The organism is Bifidobacterium goeldii (assembly GCF_003951095.1).
GTDB classification, from domain to species: domain Bacteria; phylum Actinomycetota; class Actinomycetes; order Actinomycetales; family Bifidobacteriaceae; genus Bifidobacterium; species Bifidobacterium goeldii.
Window position 1 is genome coordinate 24,696 of sequence record NZ_QXGL01000010.1, and the last position, 16,993, is coordinate 41,688.

The following is a 16,993-nucleotide window of genomic DNA, read 5'->3' on the forward strand; positions in this document are numbered from 1 at the left end:
ATGCATTCGTAAAGGAAGAAGGGGCCATGGCTAAAGGAATCAAAAAACGTCAGCCGAGCAGCGGCGGCCATGTGATTTCTGCTGGAGCGACAACGATCGGCCTGCTGGCGATCCTGTTGTGGAGCATGATGACCGGCTTGGTACGCGTAGTTGCGGACGCGTTCGGGCCAACGCTCGGCTCAGCGTTGATCTACACTGCCGGCGTCGTGCTGTTGATGATCTTTCACCGGCCCGCGCCACTCGCCAAGTATCCGCGGAAGTATCTGGTAATCGGCGGAATACTATTCGTGTTCTACGAGTCGTCGATTTCGTTGTCGATTGGACTCGCGAGCACGGCTGAATCATCGGTCGAAGTCAGCTTGGTGAACTATTTATGGCCGACGATGATGGTGCTGCTCACCGCCGCCGTCTTCCCCACTGCGCGCAAACACACTGCCGATTCCAGCAAACAGGCCGATTCCAGCGAGGACAGTTCCACCAAGCCCAGCCGCACGCGATCAGTACTGCGCGTACTACCGGGAGCAATCGTCGCCACGGCGGGCGTAGTACTCGCAGTCGGCGGCAACAGCGGCCTTGACTGGGGACTGGCCGCAGCGCATATCGTCTCCAATCCGCTGCCGTATTTGCTCGCGTTCGCCGGCGCGTTCGCCTGGTCGGTGTATGCCGTGTTCACGCCCGCGCTGGCGCACGGTATGGATGGCACGTCCGTGTTCTTCCCACTGGTAGCTGCAGCGTTGTGGATTATTCACTTCACGTCAGGCGAGGGCTGGCCTGCGTCCACGCCATCGATCGGCGCATGGCTGGCAGTATTAGCCGCAGCCGCGGTCATTGCTGGCGGCTACGCCTGCTGGGGTTACGGCATCCTGCGCGGCAGTATGCGCACACTGGCGATGGCCAGCTATGCGACACCAGTTCTCTCCACTGCCGCAAGCGCAATCCTGCTCGGACTGGCATTATCGTTGCCGTTCTGGTGCGGCGCGCTCCTTGTCGCCGCCGGCTCCATCCTCAACTGGTGGATTGCCTCACGCCGCAAGTAGCGGTAGTAATATCATCAACGTTGTCAATATCCCCTTCCTTGGCGAAATGTCATCACACGTCTTACAAAGACACTATGATGTGTATGCGTAGGTAGCAGAAGAGGTCCCGCGCGATGAAGCGGGACCTGGAGCAGACCGTTACTTACGACTGCACGGCAATACAATGGCGATAGTGGCGCCAACGCATGTCGCCGCGGTCCACGTTTCTGGGACACGGACCGCGAGGATTACCATAACCATCATTATGACAACCCACGTCCAATCGGGTTCGTGAGAGCTCCGTTTCTTCCGGTTGTTCATTTTTTGTCACCTTCCATGACGAGACAGAAGGCCGGGCCGGGATTGGCCCGGCCCTTGTCATATTTCGACACCGCTTTTCGGAGGCAGTATCAATTTATGACATCACTAACGATATCATAATTTGCAAATATCATCAAATCATGTACAATGGGCATTAGCTTCGGGCAATCCACTTTCGGCTGAGGGCATTTTCGCCGGCACGTGAAGCTTCCGCTCTCAGGGATTCCGAGGTCAGGTGTTCATTCACCTTGTATGACAGACAGACGAAAGGCCGCCATTCATTCGAGTGGCGGCCTTTTGTTATATCGCAAAGAATAATATCATTGATGATATGAGCAGCAGCATCGAAGACGCAAACGAGATCAGCAATACTGCCGAGATCACAGATTCAGACAGTGAAACTGCAAACAACGCAAACCCCCAATCGCCGTCCACCGTGAATATCAATCATTACGCCTATCGCGTGCGTTGGAATGAGGAGAACGATGATTTCATCGCCTCCTGCGCGGAACTACCAGAGGTGACATTCGTATCCGAATCGCAGCTGGAAGCGTTCGTGGGAATCCGCACCGCCGTAGCAGAAGAGGTTGAACGTCGACGGGCAGCAAACGAAGAGGTGCCGGAACCACTGGCGGAACGGCACTATTCCGGCCGTATTCTGGTCCGCGTGCCACCGGAGCTACATCGCCGCCTCACTATCGAGGCAGCTGAACAGCAAGTCAGTCTCAACCGGCTTATTTCCAATCGTCTGGCTGAGCTGTAATCGTCCTCCGACAGCGCAAACGCACTAGCCAGCAGCAGCACCGCGCACGCCCGGACGCCGCTAGCGTTTCTTGGATTTGCGGCCTTTCCAATAAATGTCAAGCACAATCCATACGCCGAGTACGAACGCGACCACATAGCCCATAAAACCAACAATCGGAATACCGAAAATAATCGGTTTCATGCCGGCGTAATACACAATCGACGAGCCGACAAACAAGCCCACAACAATCAGCGCCATCGTGAGCCTATTCACCATGTCCGATAGCAGTCGCATCGGCTCTTCAGAACCGACTACCTCAACGTTCATGCGCAGCTGGCCGCGCGTGAGCATGCGCATTGCTACTTTCGACTCACTGGCTGCAGCCAGCACGCCATGCAGCGCCTTCGCACCCTCAATACCGAGCGATTTCACTTCATCTTTGACCATCGTACCGGCCGAACGACTCGTCGCAATATGGTCGGAGATGATTTGAATCATATTCACGTCGGGAATGAACTCGTCCAGCAATCCCTCAAGCGTTACGAGCGCGCGGCCAACCGTCGTTACCGTGCTGGGCACTTCAATGCCATGCCGTTGCGCCATCGAAGTGAGCGACGTAAGAAACGCGGCAATATCCAAGTCAGCAAGATCAACCGTGCCGAATTCCTTAACGATTACATCCAAGTCGGCCAGCAGCGCCGGGTAATCTTCCGGGTTTGCTTCCGTACCAGCGAAACGCAGCAGACCATCAGCAAGCGCGGGCGAATCCTGCTTCGCAACCGCGAAAATCATATCTTTCAGCACACCGCGCGTCTGGCTGTTAAGGCGGCCGGTCATACCGAGATCGATAAGTACGATTTGCCCGCCGGAAACGATGATGTTTCCCGGGTGCGGGTCGGCATGGAAGAAACCGTAGTCGAGCACTTGCGTGGCATAGTTATCGACGAGTTTCGTGCCGATTTCTTTCAGATCGTAACCGGCTTCGATCAGCTGCTCTGGGTGTGAGACGGAAATACCGTCCACATAATCCATGACCACCACATGCTCAGTACACAAATCCATGTACGGCTTAGGGCAGTCCATGTACTTATACGGCTCGCAAAAACGCTTAAATTCCGCCAGATTGCGCGCTTCGACCAGGAAATCAGTTTCTGATTCGAAAGTGTCCCACAGCTCTTCAACCACGCCGCCTAAATCAACGACTTGCGCAGTGGACACCATTTTGGTCACCATTCGAGCAATCGAACGCATAATCGCCACGTCGAGCGCCATCGTCTCGCGCACGCCGGGGCGCTGTACTTTCACCGCCACGTCTTCGCCGGTGGTTAGACGCGCACGATGCACCTGCGCCAGCGACGCGGAGCCGAGCGGCGTGGGATCAATATGCGAGAAAATTTCCTCTACCGGGCGGCCATATTCGTGCGAAAGCGTATCAACCACCGTCTGATACGGCATGGGGTCAGCGTCAGCGCGCAGTTTGGCCAGCTCATCGCAGAAACTTTGCGGCAGAATCTCGGAGCGCATCGACAGGATTTGCCCGACTTTCACAAACGTTGGGCCGAGCGCTTCCAGCATTAAGCGCATTTTGACTGGCGTGAGCCCGTGCACTACATCGAATTGGTTAGCAATGCGTGTGATTTGGCCTAATCGTTTGAGTTTGCCACGACGAGTCAGATGGTAGCGTTCGGAAAAGGCGTTACGGCGCGGGCCGAACAGATCAAGCGTCTCCCCCGGCCATTCGGTTTGCGCATTCATACGTTCGACCATCATCACCCCTTCCGATGTACTTCATTCAGTTGATTATTCGCGGCGCGCACGCATAACAATAGTGCGGCGTTGCATGCGATAACGCTTGACGGCATCCGTCAAACCGCACTACAACGCCGCTACGCTGACTGCGCGAGTAATTACGCTGCGAACTGCGCGAGCTCTGCGAAATGTACGCAACTACTCCTGTGCCGGCTCGGCGGAGGACTTCGCTTCCGTGGTATCCACCACCGGCTTAGCGTCTTCACTGCTCGCAGCCTCAGCTGCCTCGCGCGCTGCCGCAGCCTTATGCTTGAGCTCAGTGTTCAACGCCTTGCCCTGCTCGACAGTCAGCTCGCCCTTCTTAACCAGATCATCGATGATCTGCTGGCCCTTTTCCAAGCCTTCCTGGCTTTTCTCTACACCGGTTGCGAGCGCGCCGATACCGGCCAGAAACACCTTGCGCAGGCCCTCTCCCAAATTGAAATCAGCCATGATGCCCTCCTTGGTTGGGTCGAATGTGCCTCAAGGCTTAAGCCTACTCCACGCAGAGCGCAACCAGGCGGTAATGCGCCGAAAGCCGAGCAGTCAGCGCTTTTCTCGAGCGGCTAGCGTCCCTTGTGCGTCTTTTAGCGCGGGCGGGCGGCGGCGACTTTGCGCGCTTCTTCAGCGAGCGCATCAAGTCGAGCCATTTCAAACATTTGCTCGCTGGTTTGATCTGGTTCGAATTCACCGTATCGATTGATCACAGCCTGGCGAATCAGCCAGTCGGCGATGGCCGGGTTCTTCGGCAACAGCGAACCGTGCATATACGTGCCGATCACGTTGTTGACGCGTGCGCCTTCGGTGTGATCTTCACCATTGTTGCCGGTGCCATCATGATCAACGTGCCCCAGCGGCGCAGTGCCTTCACGCAGGAACGTCTGTCCGGAATGGTTTTCGTAACCGATAATGTCGCCGAAATCGTCGCTATGTTCGACCAGATTGCCGATCATGCGTTTTTCTTGGCCAACTGTGTACGCGCCGAGCACGCGAATACCGTCGAGTCGTGCGCCGTCAACGGTTTCAAAATATTCACCGAAGAGCTGGAACAAGCCGCAGATCATCAGCATTGGCGTGCCGCCAGCAGCAAGATCGCGCAGTTGGTTCGCGCGCGCAAACAAGTCGTCGATAATCTTCTTCTGGCCAGTGTCTTGGCCACCGCCGCCCAGAATAATATCGACGTGTTCCGGCCAATCATCGCCTTGATTGTAGGCGTGCAGGCGTGGCGCATAGCCGTATAAGGCGAGCCGGCGCATTACCACCAGCACGTTGCCTGAATCCCCGTAAATATTCATGTCCTTCGGGTAGAGGGACATTACGTCGACGATGTTCTCCATATCCGTCCTGCCTTCGATTGTTGGCTCTGACTTGCGACCTTAGCGCGGTGCGCGCGGCTCAGCGGCCTACGCCTGCATCCGCAACGTGAGTGAGCTTGGCAAGCTCGGCGCGCGTGCGCAGCATGGCCGTATACGTGCAGTAGATGTGCTTGGGTACGCCTGGATTTGCGGTTGCGAACTGTTTCACTGCGGATTCGAGATCGGTGCCGGTTTGTTCCACGGTGACGCGATCGTATTCGAGGCGCAATGCCATATCCCACGCGCGCGTGCCGGAGACCATCGCAACGCCGGTTTCGCGCAGGCTGGTGAAGTCCACATCCCACAGCCAGCTCATATCGCGGCCGTCAGCGTATTCGTCGTTGATGATGATCATTGTCTCGTGACCAGCCGGCGGGAACGAGCCGAGCGAGAGGCGGAATCCCATCGGGTTCTTGACCAGCAGCAGTTGGATTTCGCTGCCGTTGACTTCGATGGTTTCGCCGCGACCGAATGCAGGGGTCACGCGCGAGACAGCGTCGAGAAGAGCGTCTGCATCTGCTTCAGCAAAAGCACTGACACGAGCCGCCAGTGAACCTGTGCGAGCAGTGGCCGCTGGCGCGACCGCGGCTGCGCGCGCGTCAGCCTGCACTGCGCGCACAACAGCGAGCGCTGCGGCTGCGTTGTATAGGTTGTAGACGCCTTCGAGACGAACTGTGGTGGTACGCGGTTGCGATTCGCCACTGATCAGGAAGCTTGCCTCATGATCACCAACGCGCGTAAGTGTGACGTCGGCGGGGAGAGTGTCTGTTGATTGCGGCGCGGATGCTGGTGATGCCGACGATTGCGTTGCCGCAGTAGCCGGCTCAGCGCTCCCCGCATCCTCCGCAGCTTCGACGGCAACCGTCGTGGCCATATCATCGTCGGAGGGGAAGAAATGCTTGAGATCGTCAGCAAGCCCGAAATACTGCACTTTCGTGTGCGCAGGAGTTACCGACGCTAATGCTGCAATGCGCGGATCTTCGCGGTTCAAGACCACCGTGCCGTCGGTTGCTTCAGCCACGTGGCCGAGCAGGCGCGCAGTGTTGTCGATCTCACCGAAGCGGTCGAGCTGATCGCGCATCACGTTGAGCAGCAGCGCGTACCGCGGGCGCACTTGGTGCACAAAATGCACAGCGTACGCTTCGTCAAGTTCAAGCACGGCAATATCAGCGTCAAGTTTGCCGCTCAGCGTCACTTGTTCCAGCAGCGCGGAAACGACACCGCGCGTGAAGTTCGAACCGGTCGGGTTCGTGAACACTTTGAGTCCCAAGTCCGCCATCAGCGAGGCCACCATGCGCGTGGTGGTCGTTTTGCCGTTCGTGCCGGAAACTAGCACCACGCCGAGTGGCAGCTGGCCGAGCGTGCGCGCGAGGAAGCCGGGGTCGATATCTTCCGCGATTTTGCCGGGGAACGCACTGCCACCGTGGTGCAGCAGGCGCGACGCTTCGCGTACTGCTTTGCCGACCAGCGGAGTCGCGAACGCGTTCCATGGGCGCTTAGGGGCAGGGGTATTCGCCGCTGCCGAATCGTCATGATTCTGTTGCTGCGCTTCAGTCTGATCTTGCGTTTGATCTTGAGCCATCGTCACACCCCCTGGTTGTAATCCTGCGGCATGTCCTTGAACTTCGAATACGCGCCCAAGAACGCTAGATGGAACGTTTCAGTCGGGCCGTTACGGTGCTTCGCCATGATGATATCAGCCTCACCCGGGCGGTCTTCCTTATCGTAGAAGTCGGGGCGGTGCACGAGCATCACCACGTCAGCATCCTGTTCGATAGAGCCAGATTCGCGCAAATCAGACAGCTGCGGTTTCTTATCATTACGCATTTCCGGGCCACGATTCAGCTGCGACAACGCCACCACCGGCACTTCAAGTTCCTTGGCGAGCAACTTCAGTGCACGCGAGAACTCAGAAACCTCCTGCTGGCGGCTCTCCACCTGCTTGCCGGACGACATCAGCTGCAGGTAGTCGATAACGACGAGTTTCAAATCGTTGGTTTGCTTCAGGCGGCGGCATTTGGAGCGGATTTCCATCAGCGACATGTTCGGACTGTCGTCGATGAACAGCGGCGCGTTTTGCAGCTTGCTCCAAAAATCGTTGAGCGTATTCCAACGATCGGGCGTAATGTCGTCAGCGCGGCGCATAGCAGCAAGCGGAATATTGGTTTCGGCGGAGATAATACGCTGGGCGAGCTCCACCTTGCTCATTTCGAGCGAGAACACAATCGTGGTGAGATTGTGGTGCAGCGATGCTGCGCGCGCAAAATCAATACCAAGCGTTGACTTACCCATGGCCGGGCGGCCTGCAACAACAACCATCTGGCCAGGCTGCAAGCCCTGAGTGACATCGTCAATATCACGGAAGCCAGTCGGCACACCGGTTTTCAGTTCGCCGTTTTGCAACTTATCCAACTGTTCAAGCGTGTCGTGCACAACCGGGCCAATAGCCTCGTAATCCTGCTTCACACGGCCGGTGCTCATCTCATACACTTCAGCCTGCGCAAGGTTGACCACGTCTTCAGCCTGTGAGCCTTCTGCGGAGTAGCCCAGCTGCGCGATCTTGGTGCCAGCAGCGATTACGTTGCGCAAGATTGCGCGCTGGTGCACGATTTCGGCGTAATACGTGGCGTTTGCAGCGGTCGGCACGAAGGCGACGAGCGTGTGCAAGTAGTCAGCACCGCCGACTTTATCGAGATTGCCTTCCTTCATCAGCTCGTTCGCGACGATCACCACGTCGACGTTCTGCGAGTTCGAGAACAGGTTGATGATGGCATCGTAAATGGTCTGATGCTTGGGCTGATAAAAATCAGTAACGTCGATCATCTGCGTGACTTCGCCGATAGCGTCTTTGCTGAGCAGCATGCCGCCGAGTACGGCCATTTCAGCCTCATCGTCGTGCGGTGGCACGCGGTCGAATACCGCGTCGCGCACCGGTGTGCCAGTTTCCCCCTGCGCGTAGCCGCTGCCATTGCTGGTGGTGCGAGCGCGCGATTCTCCCCAATTCGTTTCTTCAGCTGCCATAGGACACGAGTATAGGGACTGGGGATATCGTCACATCACTGCCGGCGAATCCTTGACAGTTTTTGCCCACCGTTTGCTTGCCGTTTGTCACCGGATGATCAGCGAGGGATCAGCGACATCGTGTGCGCAATCCGCACACGTTCACTGTGCGTTCACCATGACGACACGCAGAGGGCAGATATTGTGGATAGAAAAAACGACTTATCCACATTTAGGGGATAAATCTGGGGATAACGCACATAGTTATCCACAAATTGGGGATAAGTTGGTGCATAACCTGGGGATAACTTCTCCACATTGTCCACGATCATCGTTGTGAAGTTGCACACTTTGCAACGTCATGGTAAGCCGCGCGGGCGGGCATACGATACAGTGAGCCGACGTGATGACAACGAACGAACGCAACGACACGGACCATACCGCCCGCGAGACGGGCGCAGCTGACACCACCGCGCACACAGCGCACACGCTGCGCACTGCCGACCGCACCCAAGCCAGCACATCAGGCACGTCCGGCACATCCAGCGGCACATCAGGCACACCGGGCGTTTACCGCCAAATTCTCACGCTCGCACTGCCCACTTTCGGCCAGCTGATTGCCGAACCAGCGTTCATTCTTATCGACACTGCCATCGTCGGCCACGTCAGCGATGCTGCACTTGCCGGCCTGTCAGTCGGCTCAACCATCATCCTTACCGTCGTCGGGCTGTGTATTTTCCTCGCCTACGGCACTACTTCGCAGGTTGCGCGACTCATCGGCGCAGGCCGCCGCCGCGAAGGACTCGAAGCTGGTATCGACGGATTATGGCTCGCGCTCATCATCGGCATTATTGTCTCGGCTGCACTGTTTGCCGCTGCAGAACCGTTATGCTTCGCGATGGGCGCGCGCGGCGATGTGCTCCACGACGCAACCGCGTATCTCACAGCAATCGTGTTCGGACTGCCCGGCATGCTGCTCGTGTACGCAGCGAACGGCATTTTCCGCGGGCTCAAAAAAGTACGCATTACGCTCATCGCAGCAGTCGCGGGCGCAATCGTCAACACGGTGCTTGACCTACTGTTCGTTTTCGGATTCGGCTGGGGTATTGCCGGCTCGGGAGCCGCAACGCTTATCGCGCAATGGTTTATGGGTATATTCCTCGTCGTCCCCGCACTGCTGTGGTCAAGCGCGGACGGCGCCAACTGGCGGCCGCGTTTGAGCGGTATTCTGCGCAGCGCTGGCGATGGCGTACCGCTGTTTATTCGCACGCTCGCCCTGCGTGCTTCGATGGTGGGCACGGTCATGCTCGCTACACATATGGGCACGCATGTGCTCGCCGGCTATCAAGCCGTGAATTCGACGTGGAATTTTGTGATCAATATTCTTGATGCGATCGGCATCGCTGGGCAAACATTAGTAGCCAGCGAGCTGGGAGCGAAGCAACGCGACCGAGCGCGCGCCATGACGACCGCTGCGGCGAAAGCGGGCGCATGGTCAGGTGCCGCTGTAGGCGTAACGCTTGCGGCGATCAGCTTCGCGATTGCGCCAGCGTTCACTGCAAACCCGCAGATTCGCGGGCTGATTATTATCGGCATGATCACATTGGCACTGTTCCAGCCGCTTAACGGATGGACGTGGGCTGTTGATGGCATTCTGATTGGCGCCGGCGATTTTCGCTATCTCGCAATCGCCTGCACGGCGATTATGCTCATCTACTTGCCCACGCTGGCGGGCATCAACATGCTCGACGGCGTATGGATTACCTCCGACACTGCGCGCATGATCATCCTCTGGGCTGCAATCAACGTAATCTTCGTTGGGTTGCGTGGCGTGTTCAACGGACTGCGCATTCGCAGCGACGCATGGATACGCTAATCGCCACGAAGCGCAGCCTATCGCAATCCACTACCGCTTCGGCAGGTGGTAGCGGGCAGCGTTGTACATCGTGCGCACGAGCGAGGCACGCCAATTACTCCAGCCATACTGCTTAGTAATCGCCTCACCGGGAGTCGCTCCCAGCGAAGAACCATCGGCACGCGTGAGATCGAACAGCATGTCGAGCAGCACGCCATCGCGGTCAATGCGCGCGGCAAGCTCTGCACCAACCGCTGGGTCGTTCGGATTGCGGCCGGTCGCAAACTCAGACAACGTCAGATGTTCACGTACCAAAATCGTCGTCCACCGCGCGATATCCGGGTCGAATCCCATGCGCTTCATAATCGTCGCCGCGTGACGCGCACCCTCCGCCGCATGATCGTTCACAAATGGCCGCTTGCCAATATCGTGCAAAATACCAGCCATTAACAGCGCTGTGTAATGCCGATCATCGTATCGGTCGCCGCTGGGCGATTCGCGCCCCAAACGCGACACCACTTCAACACTGTGGCGGTCGATCGTGTAGCGGTGAGCCGCCGAGGCACTCGGTCGATTACGAATACCCAACCATTCAGGCATCCACCGGCCGGGAATATCTGCGAAATCAATCTCCTCCCACACGTTCATCAACGCCGGGCCGCTCGCCAGCAAGCGCACAAACAAGTCGCGCGAAGTCTCATCCCACGCAGAATCGCGAATCGGGCAGCGGCGCAGATTACCCAGTGTCACCGGGCTGATTGGCAAGTCAAATTCTGCGGCCGCAGTAGCCACGCGCAACGGCAGATCGCGGTCAGTAGACGGGTCAACGCCAGGCGCGAGCACGATTTCCTGCTCATGCTTTGCCACACCGGGAGCTACCACTTCGAATTTTGGCGCTTCACGCTTGCCGCCACCGCGCGGAGACAAGATTTGGAAGAAGGAAAAACGCGGATGCTCATGCACTAGCGAATGCTCAGCGCGCGACGCGGTGGAATCCAAGGCGAACGCGATCTGGCGGCCAATGCGCGCCAAACGAGTTTGCAAATCATCAATCGAACGCGCTTCACGCTCCCCAGCTGGCAATGTTGGATCGGCAAGGCCCAGCATTGCCGCCACCTTGTCCTGATAGGGAGAAAGCAGCAGATTTGTGTCTTTATTCGCAGTGAGGTGGATGCAGTCGCGCACGTCCAGCAGTGCGTCAACCGCCTCATCGTAGCGACCGTGCGGGCGATCAGCCAGCCACGAAGCTGCGAGCGCAGACACCAGCACTGAGTCACGCAAGCCGCCGCGCGCTTCTTTAATATCCGGCTGGTTGATATAGGCGAGCCGGCCAAACTCGTCAAGCCGCTTGGTCGCCGATTCCAATAGTTCCGGCAAGCGTTTGCGCGCAGCTTTGCGCCAGCGTTCCAAAATCGAGGTAGCGGTGGATTCGATTAACGCCGTATCCCCGGTGATCGGCTTCACATCCAACCAGCCCATCGCTGCCGGTAAATCGGAATCGGTAACCGCTTCGCATTGTTGGCGTGTACGGATTGACTGGTCCAGGTCAAGCCCTGAATCCCACAGCGGATACCACAGTTTATTGGCGAGCTCGTTCAACTGCTGATCGTTGAGCGCGTGCGGCTCGTAAATAATCACCAAGTCCAAATCAGAGCTAGGGCCAACCTGACCGCGAGCGAGCGAGCCGACTGCGCCGAAGCCAATGCCGGTGGTAGGAACGCTGAACGATACGCTATCAACTGCCTGCTGCCACAACTGGCGCAAGCAATCCATCGCCAGTGCAGTGCGCGCCTTGCGCTTGGCAGCACCATTACGGTAGATGCCATCTTGATCGGGCTGACTCATATCCATGAACCGCTGTTTGAGTCCATCAACCGCCGAAGTCATACATATTCCTCTCGTCAGAGGGAGCCGAATGCGAAACGAAAAATCCCCGCACGGCAGCAATGTGCAGCGTGCGGGGACCTGTCTTATTGATAACCCGTACCCGAAGGCGCGGGTAGCTTGTTAGATCGCGGCGGAACCGGTCTCGCCAGTACGCACGCGGGTCACGGAATCAAGCGGCGCAACCCAAACCTTGCCGTCGCCGATAGTGCCGGAGCCAGCGGACTTGACGATCACACCCACCAGCGTCTCCGCATCAGCATCGTCAGACAATACTTCGATGCGGATCTTCGGGATCAGGTCAACCGTATATTCAGCGCCGCGGTACACCTCAGTGTGGCCGCGCTGACGGCCGTAGCCGTTCGCCTCGGAGACAGTCAGACCGTGCACGCCAGCTGCGGCAAGTGCTTCCTTGACGTCGTCGAGCTTATGGGGCTGAATGATAGCGGTGATGAGCTTCATCTCACCTCACCTCCTTGAGAACCGAGCTGGCAGTGCCAGCGAAATCATATGCACGTTCGCCCTGATCGGCGAGATCGATACCGCCGACTTCCTGAGCTTCGGTGACACGCCAACCGATCGTCTTCTCGAGTGCGAAAGCGATGATCGCCGTAATGACACCAGAGTAGAGGATTGCGCACAGGGCGATAACGATCTGGACCACCAGCTGACGCCAGTCGCCGCCAGCCAGCAGGCCGGTGCCCTCGCCGAAGAAGCCGATGAGCACGGTACCAGTCAGACCACCAACACCGTGGACGCCCACCACATCGAGCGAATCGTCATAGCCGAGCTTGAACTTCAGTCCGCAGGCGAAGCAGCACAGCACGCCAGCGATTGCGCCGATAACCATGGCCCACAGCGGGGAAACCACATCAGCAGCCGGGGTGATAGCAACCAAGCCAGCGACGATACCGGAAGCAGCACCCATTGCGGTGTAGTGACCAGTACGAATCTTCTCAGTGAAGCCCCAAGCGAGCATTGCGGCTGCAGTTGCAGCAGTGGTGCTCATCCAGGTGTAGCCAGCGGTGCCGTTGGCAGCGAATGCAGAACCAGCGTTGAAGCCGAACCAGCCGAACCACAGCAGGAATGCGCCGAGCATCACGAACGGAACGTTGTGCGGGCGGAACGGCTGCGTGCCGAAGCCCTTGCGCTTGCCGATAATGAGCACGATGATCAGCGCAGCCATTGCCGCGTTGATGTGCACGACCGTACCACCTGCGTAATCGTGAGCGGCAGCGCCGATAGCAGCAGAAATTGCGCCCTTAGCGCTCAGCAGACCGCCATTCCACACCATGTGGGCCATCGGAGCGTAGTCGAAGGTGATCCACAGGGCGACGAACAGCATCCACGTGCTGTACTTGACGCGTTCGGCGATAGCACCGCAGATCAGCGCGACGGTGATCATAGCGAATGTAACCTGGAAGGAAACGTCAATACTGCGCGGGTAAGCGCCCGACGTGTCAGCTGCTGTGTACTGGCCCAGCTTGTCGTCGAAGACCATCGAATCCTTCAGCAGGAAGCCGGTTGCCGGGTCGCCGAAGATACCACCAACGCTGTTGCCGGCGTATGCGATCGACCAGCCCCAGAACGTCCACACGACTGCGGTGACCGACAGTGCAGCCGCCGAAAGCATCAGCATGTTCAGCACGGCCTTAGCTCGAACCATGCCACCATAGAAGAACGCCACACCAGGCGTCATGAGGAATACCAAGGACGCGGATGTCAACATCCATGCAGCATTTCCAGTGTCCATGTGCTACCTCCCTCTCTCTGTATCTCACGCTCGCTTTCGCGTCTAGCGCGAAGCGAATCGTTTACTACTCATATGTTCTTCGCTGGGTCGTGCCCTGCGAAACTCACAAGCGTTATGGAACGCCTGCAGCATGTTGAACAAGTTACATAAGGTTACACGCATGTAAAAATGCGACTGAATCATGCCGGGCTGCAACGAGCGGCGAGCGCGCAATACCTGTTTTTCTGCGGGATTGCAGATTTCGTGTGTATACTCGGTCGAAAAATGAATGGTCGCGGATATAACAAAGCCGACGTTCACAACGTGGACGTCGGCTTGAAAATATGGCGGCTATAAACGGCCTTGAATTACCGCAGACTACGCACTACGCGAGGATACCGTCAACAAAGCCTTCTGGATCAAACGGCGCAAGATCGTCAGGGCCTTCACCAAGGCCAACGAGCTTAACCGGCACACCGAGCTCCTTCTGCACGGAGATCACGATGCCGCCCTTGGCGGAGCCGTCGAGCTTGGAGAGCACTACGCCGGTGATGCCGATCGCCTCAGCGAACACCTTGGCCTGGGTCATGCCGTTCTGGCCGGTGGTCGCGTCGAGCACGAGCAGCACCTCATCCACTGGCAGATTCTTTTCGGTCACGCGGCGGATCTTGCCCAGCTCATCCATCAGGTTTGCTTTGTTCTGCAGGCGGCCAGCAGTGTCGATAATGAGCACGTCAGCGTTGTCTTCCTTAGCGCGCGCGCTTGCTTCGAATGCAACCGACGCCGGGTCAGCACCATCCTTGTCGGAGCGGACTACAGGCACGTTGACTTTAGCGCCCCACGTTTCCAGCTGATCAGCAGCAGCGGCACGGAACGTATCGGCCGCGCCCATCACAACCTTCTTGTCCTCAGAAACAAACAAGCGAGCCAGCTTGCCGGCGGTCGTGGTCTTGCCAGTACCGTTGACGCCGACCATGATGATCACGCCAGGCTTGTTCGCGCCCGGCTTGTTAACGTTGAGACGACGATCAGTATCACGCCCGACCAGATCGAGCAGCTTCTCCTTCAAGCCAGCGCGCACTTCGGCGGCATCGGCCTTGCCGGTGATGCGAGCGTCCTTGCGCAGCTCCTCGACCAGCTGTTCGCTAGCCTCAGCGCCGACATCGGCCAGCAGCAGCGTATCTTCGACATCCTCCCAGTCAGCTTCGGACAGATTGTCCTTTGTGAGAATGTTGAACAGCGCCTTGCCGAACGGGTTTGTGGACTTCGCGAGCTTCGCGCGCAAACGCTGGATGCGCGAGCCGGCTGATTCTGGCTTGTCCGCGGGCTTTGGCGCGGGGGACGGAGCAGGTTCAGACGCAGCGGGTGCGGATTCAGGCGCAGCAGGCGCAGGCTCTTCAGCCTTTGCCGGCGCTTCCTGAGCGGTCTTATCAGCAGCAACGCCACCCGCAGTGGCAGAACCGGGGGCTTCGCCGGCGTCGGTACGTTCGCTAGTAGATTCGGCGGCGCTCTGTGCCGCAGCCGACTGCGATTCACGCTGGGCTTGTTCAGCGGCGATTCGAGCATCAGCCTTCGCTTTTGCTTCAGCTTCAGCGCGAGCGAGCGCCTTCTTGCGCGAGCGATCATTCCACACGCCCCACGCGATCAACACGATGGCAATGGCCACTACGGCCACAATGCCGATAATCACATTCGTATCCATGTCTCCAGCGTAAAAACCGCAAGGGACAGCGGGAATCGGGATACGACGCGCGATCGGCGCCGATCGTGCCGCGGCATCGCAACCATACCGCCAACTACACTGGTGGGCATGGGCAATACTTCACGCATGACATCGCTGCAACGCCGCGAGCAGCTCATTCAAGTGGGCCGCGCGCTATTCGCCGCTAAAGGTTTCGAGGCGGTAAGCGTTGAGGAGATCGCAGCGAACGCGAAGGTGAGTAAGCCGATTGTCTACGAGCATTTCGGCGGTAAAGAAGGACTGTACGCGGTGATCGTCGATCGTGAAATGCGCGCGCTCACCGATGCACTGACGGCGACACTGTCCGACCCGGATATGCACCCGCGGCAGATCGTGGAAAAGGCTGCGCTGGCGCTGCTCACCTATATTGAGGAGAACGCGGAAGGATTCCAAGTGTTGGTGCGCGACTCCCCCAGCACTGACCCAGCCGGCTCGTTCAACTCGCTGCTGGGCGATATTAGTATGCGCGTTGAGGATTTGTTGACCGCTGCGTTCAAGCGGCAGAAGCTATCAACCAAAGGCGTGCCGTACTATGCGCAGATGCTTGTGGGCATGACCGTGTTTACCGGCCAGTACTGGGCTGATCGACCGAAAGTCAATAAAGAGCAGCTGGCTGCGTACATTGTTGATCTTGCGTGGCATGGATTGTCGCGGCTTGATTCCAAGCCAACATTGCGCTTCGAGGGGCAGCGCGCGCAGCAGATCGCGGCGAAGGCTGCACGCGAAGCTGCAAAAGATGCTGCGAAAAGCGCCGCAAAGGGTGTCGCAGAGGATGCAGCGCAAGAATCTGACAGTAGCAGTACGCCAGCGTCCGCTGAGCCTGAGTCCGATCCGTCATCGCCAGTCGAGTCGGAAGACGCCAACTGAACTGGCGCCAACTGAACTGGCACTAACTGAGCTGGCACTAACTGAACTGGCTTAGTGTAAATTCACCGCCGCCTATTACACTGACGAGTCAGCAGCGCTCGCACAGCGACTCACAGCAGTCAACAGCACACAGGCAAGCGCACCCAGGCACAAACGAGGACACTACCGGATTATGAACACTGACAAGACGCTCACCTTCGTGGTGCCCGCATACAACATGGAAACGTATTTGGAGCGTTGCGTAGAATCGCTACTCTCCGCAACGGACCCGAGCGATATCGAAGTGCTTATCGTTGACGATGGTTCCCGTGACAGCACTGGCGAGCTCGCTGACCTGTATCAGCATCGTTGGCCGAACAATGTGCGCGCAATCCATCAGCCAAATAAGGGGCATGGCGGCGCGGTCAACACTGGTATTGCGAACGCGAGCGGCATGTATGTCAAAGTCGTGGACGCTGACGACTGGGTGGATACGCCGTCAATCGACACGTTGATGGACACGCTGCGCGCTCAGCGAGACGCAGCCGAACCAGTCGACATGATCGTCACGAACTACGTGTACGACAAAGTCGGCAAGCGCGTCAAGCACACCGTTAATTTCCGCCATGCGATGACCACCAACACTGTGCTCGGCTGGGATGATCTCGGCCGTTTTGGCTTAGCAGAATACATTCTGATGCACGCGCTGA

General features: G+C 57.9%; 14 protein-coding genes. 5 read left to right on the forward strand and 9 right to left on the reverse strand.

The window, feature by feature from the left end; all coding sequences use genetic code 11:
- Positions 1 to 26: 26 nt before the first annotated feature.
- On the forward strand, positions 27 to 1,037 hold the full coding sequence (locus tag D2E25_RS09865; protein WP_125982356.1) for a drug/metabolite transporter permease: 1,011 nt from the start codon (positions 27 to 29) through the stop codon (positions 1,035 to 1,037).
- Between the two features lie 631 nt (positions 1,038 to 1,668).
- Complete coding sequence (locus D2E25_RS09870) at positions 1,669 to 2,100, forward strand: type II toxin-antitoxin system HicB family antitoxin (RefSeq protein ID WP_125982358.1); 432 nt, start codon at positions 1,669 to 1,671, stop codon at positions 2,098 to 2,100.
- A gap of 60 nt (positions 2,101 to 2,160) precedes the next feature.
- On the opposite strand, the gene D2E25_RS09875 is transcribed toward D2E25_RS09870, so the two are convergent.
- The 5 genes from D2E25_RS09875 to dnaB all read right to left on the reverse strand — a co-directional run bounded on the left by D2E25_RS09875 (position 2,161) and on the right by dnaB (position 8,246).
- Positions 2,161 to 3,849, reverse strand: coding sequence for an ABC1 kinase family protein (locus D2E25_RS09875; RefSeq protein WP_420897354.1), 1,689 nt, complete (start codon positions 3,847 to 3,849; stop codon positions 2,161 to 2,163).
- 180 nt (positions 3,850 to 4,029) lie between these two features.
- Positions 4,030 to 4,323, reverse strand: coding sequence for a hypothetical protein (locus D2E25_RS09880; protein ID WP_125982363.1), 294 nt, complete (start codon positions 4,321 to 4,323; stop codon positions 4,030 to 4,032).
- Positions 4,324 to 4,457: 134 nt separating this feature from the next.
- Complete coding sequence (locus tag D2E25_RS09885; protein WP_125982366.1) at positions 4,458 to 5,207, reverse strand: type 1 glutamine amidotransferase; 750 nt, start codon at positions 5,205 to 5,207, stop codon at positions 4,458 to 4,460.
- A 58-nt stretch (positions 5,208 to 5,265) separates the two neighbouring features.
- Entirely contained in the window at positions 5,266 to 6,807 is a 1,542-nt protein-coding gene (locus tag D2E25_RS09890; RefSeq protein WP_125982368.1) for a Mur ligase family protein, read from the reverse strand.
- A 2-nt stretch (positions 6,808 to 6,809) separates the two neighbouring features.
- Positions 6,810 to 8,246, reverse strand: coding sequence for a replicative DNA helicase (gene dnaB / locus D2E25_RS09895; protein WP_241217157.1), 1,437 nt, complete (start codon positions 8,244 to 8,246; stop codon positions 6,810 to 6,812).
- 385 nt (positions 8,247 to 8,631) lie between these two features.
- Here dnaB and D2E25_RS09900 point away from each other — a divergent pair, with 385 nt between their 5' ends.
- A complete protein-coding gene (locus tag D2E25_RS09900; protein ID WP_125982388.1) occupies positions 8,632 to 10,101 on the forward strand; it encodes an MATE family efflux transporter in 1,470 nt (489 codons plus the stop codon).
- 30 nt (positions 10,102 to 10,131) lie between these two features.
- Here the strand turns inward: D2E25_RS09900 and D2E25_RS09905 are convergent, their stop codons facing one another.
- The 4 genes from D2E25_RS09905 to ftsY all read right to left on the reverse strand — a co-directional run bounded on the left by D2E25_RS09905 (position 10,132) and on the right by ftsY (position 15,398).
- Positions 10,132 to 11,967: a [protein-PII] uridylyltransferase family protein gene (locus D2E25_RS09905; protein ID WP_125982371.1), complete on the reverse strand. Its 1,836-nt coding sequence runs from the start codon at positions 11,965 to 11,967 to the stop codon at positions 10,132 to 10,134.
- Positions 11,968 to 12,087: 120 nt separating this feature from the next.
- Positions 12,088 to 12,426, reverse strand: a complete 339-nt coding sequence (locus tag D2E25_RS09910) for a P-II family nitrogen regulator (RefSeq protein ID WP_003807443.1) — start codon at positions 12,424 to 12,426, stop codon at positions 12,088 to 12,090.
- Between the two features lies 1 nt (position 12,427).
- The gene (locus D2E25_RS09915; RefSeq protein ID WP_125982373.1) at positions 12,428 to 13,717 is read right to left on the reverse strand and encodes an ammonium transporter; all 1,290 of its coding nucleotides are present in this window, start codon (positions 13,715 to 13,717) and stop codon (positions 12,428 to 12,430) included.
- 364 nt (positions 13,718 to 14,081) lie between these two features.
- Entirely contained in the window at positions 14,082 to 15,398 is a 1,317-nt protein-coding gene (gene ftsY / locus D2E25_RS09920) for a signal recognition particle-docking protein FtsY (protein WP_125982375.1), read from the reverse strand.
- Between the two features lie 126 nt (positions 15,399 to 15,524).
- On the opposite strand from ftsY, the gene D2E25_RS09925 reads away from it, so the two are divergent.
- A complete protein-coding gene (locus D2E25_RS09925; protein WP_164514808.1) occupies positions 15,525 to 16,304 on the forward strand; it encodes a TetR/AcrR family transcriptional regulator in 780 nt (259 codons plus the stop codon).
- 172 nt (positions 16,305 to 16,476) lie between these two features.
- A partial coding sequence (locus D2E25_RS09930; RefSeq protein WP_420897353.1) for a glycosyltransferase family 2 protein occupies positions 16,477 to 16,993 on the forward strand: 517 nt, incomplete at its 3' end.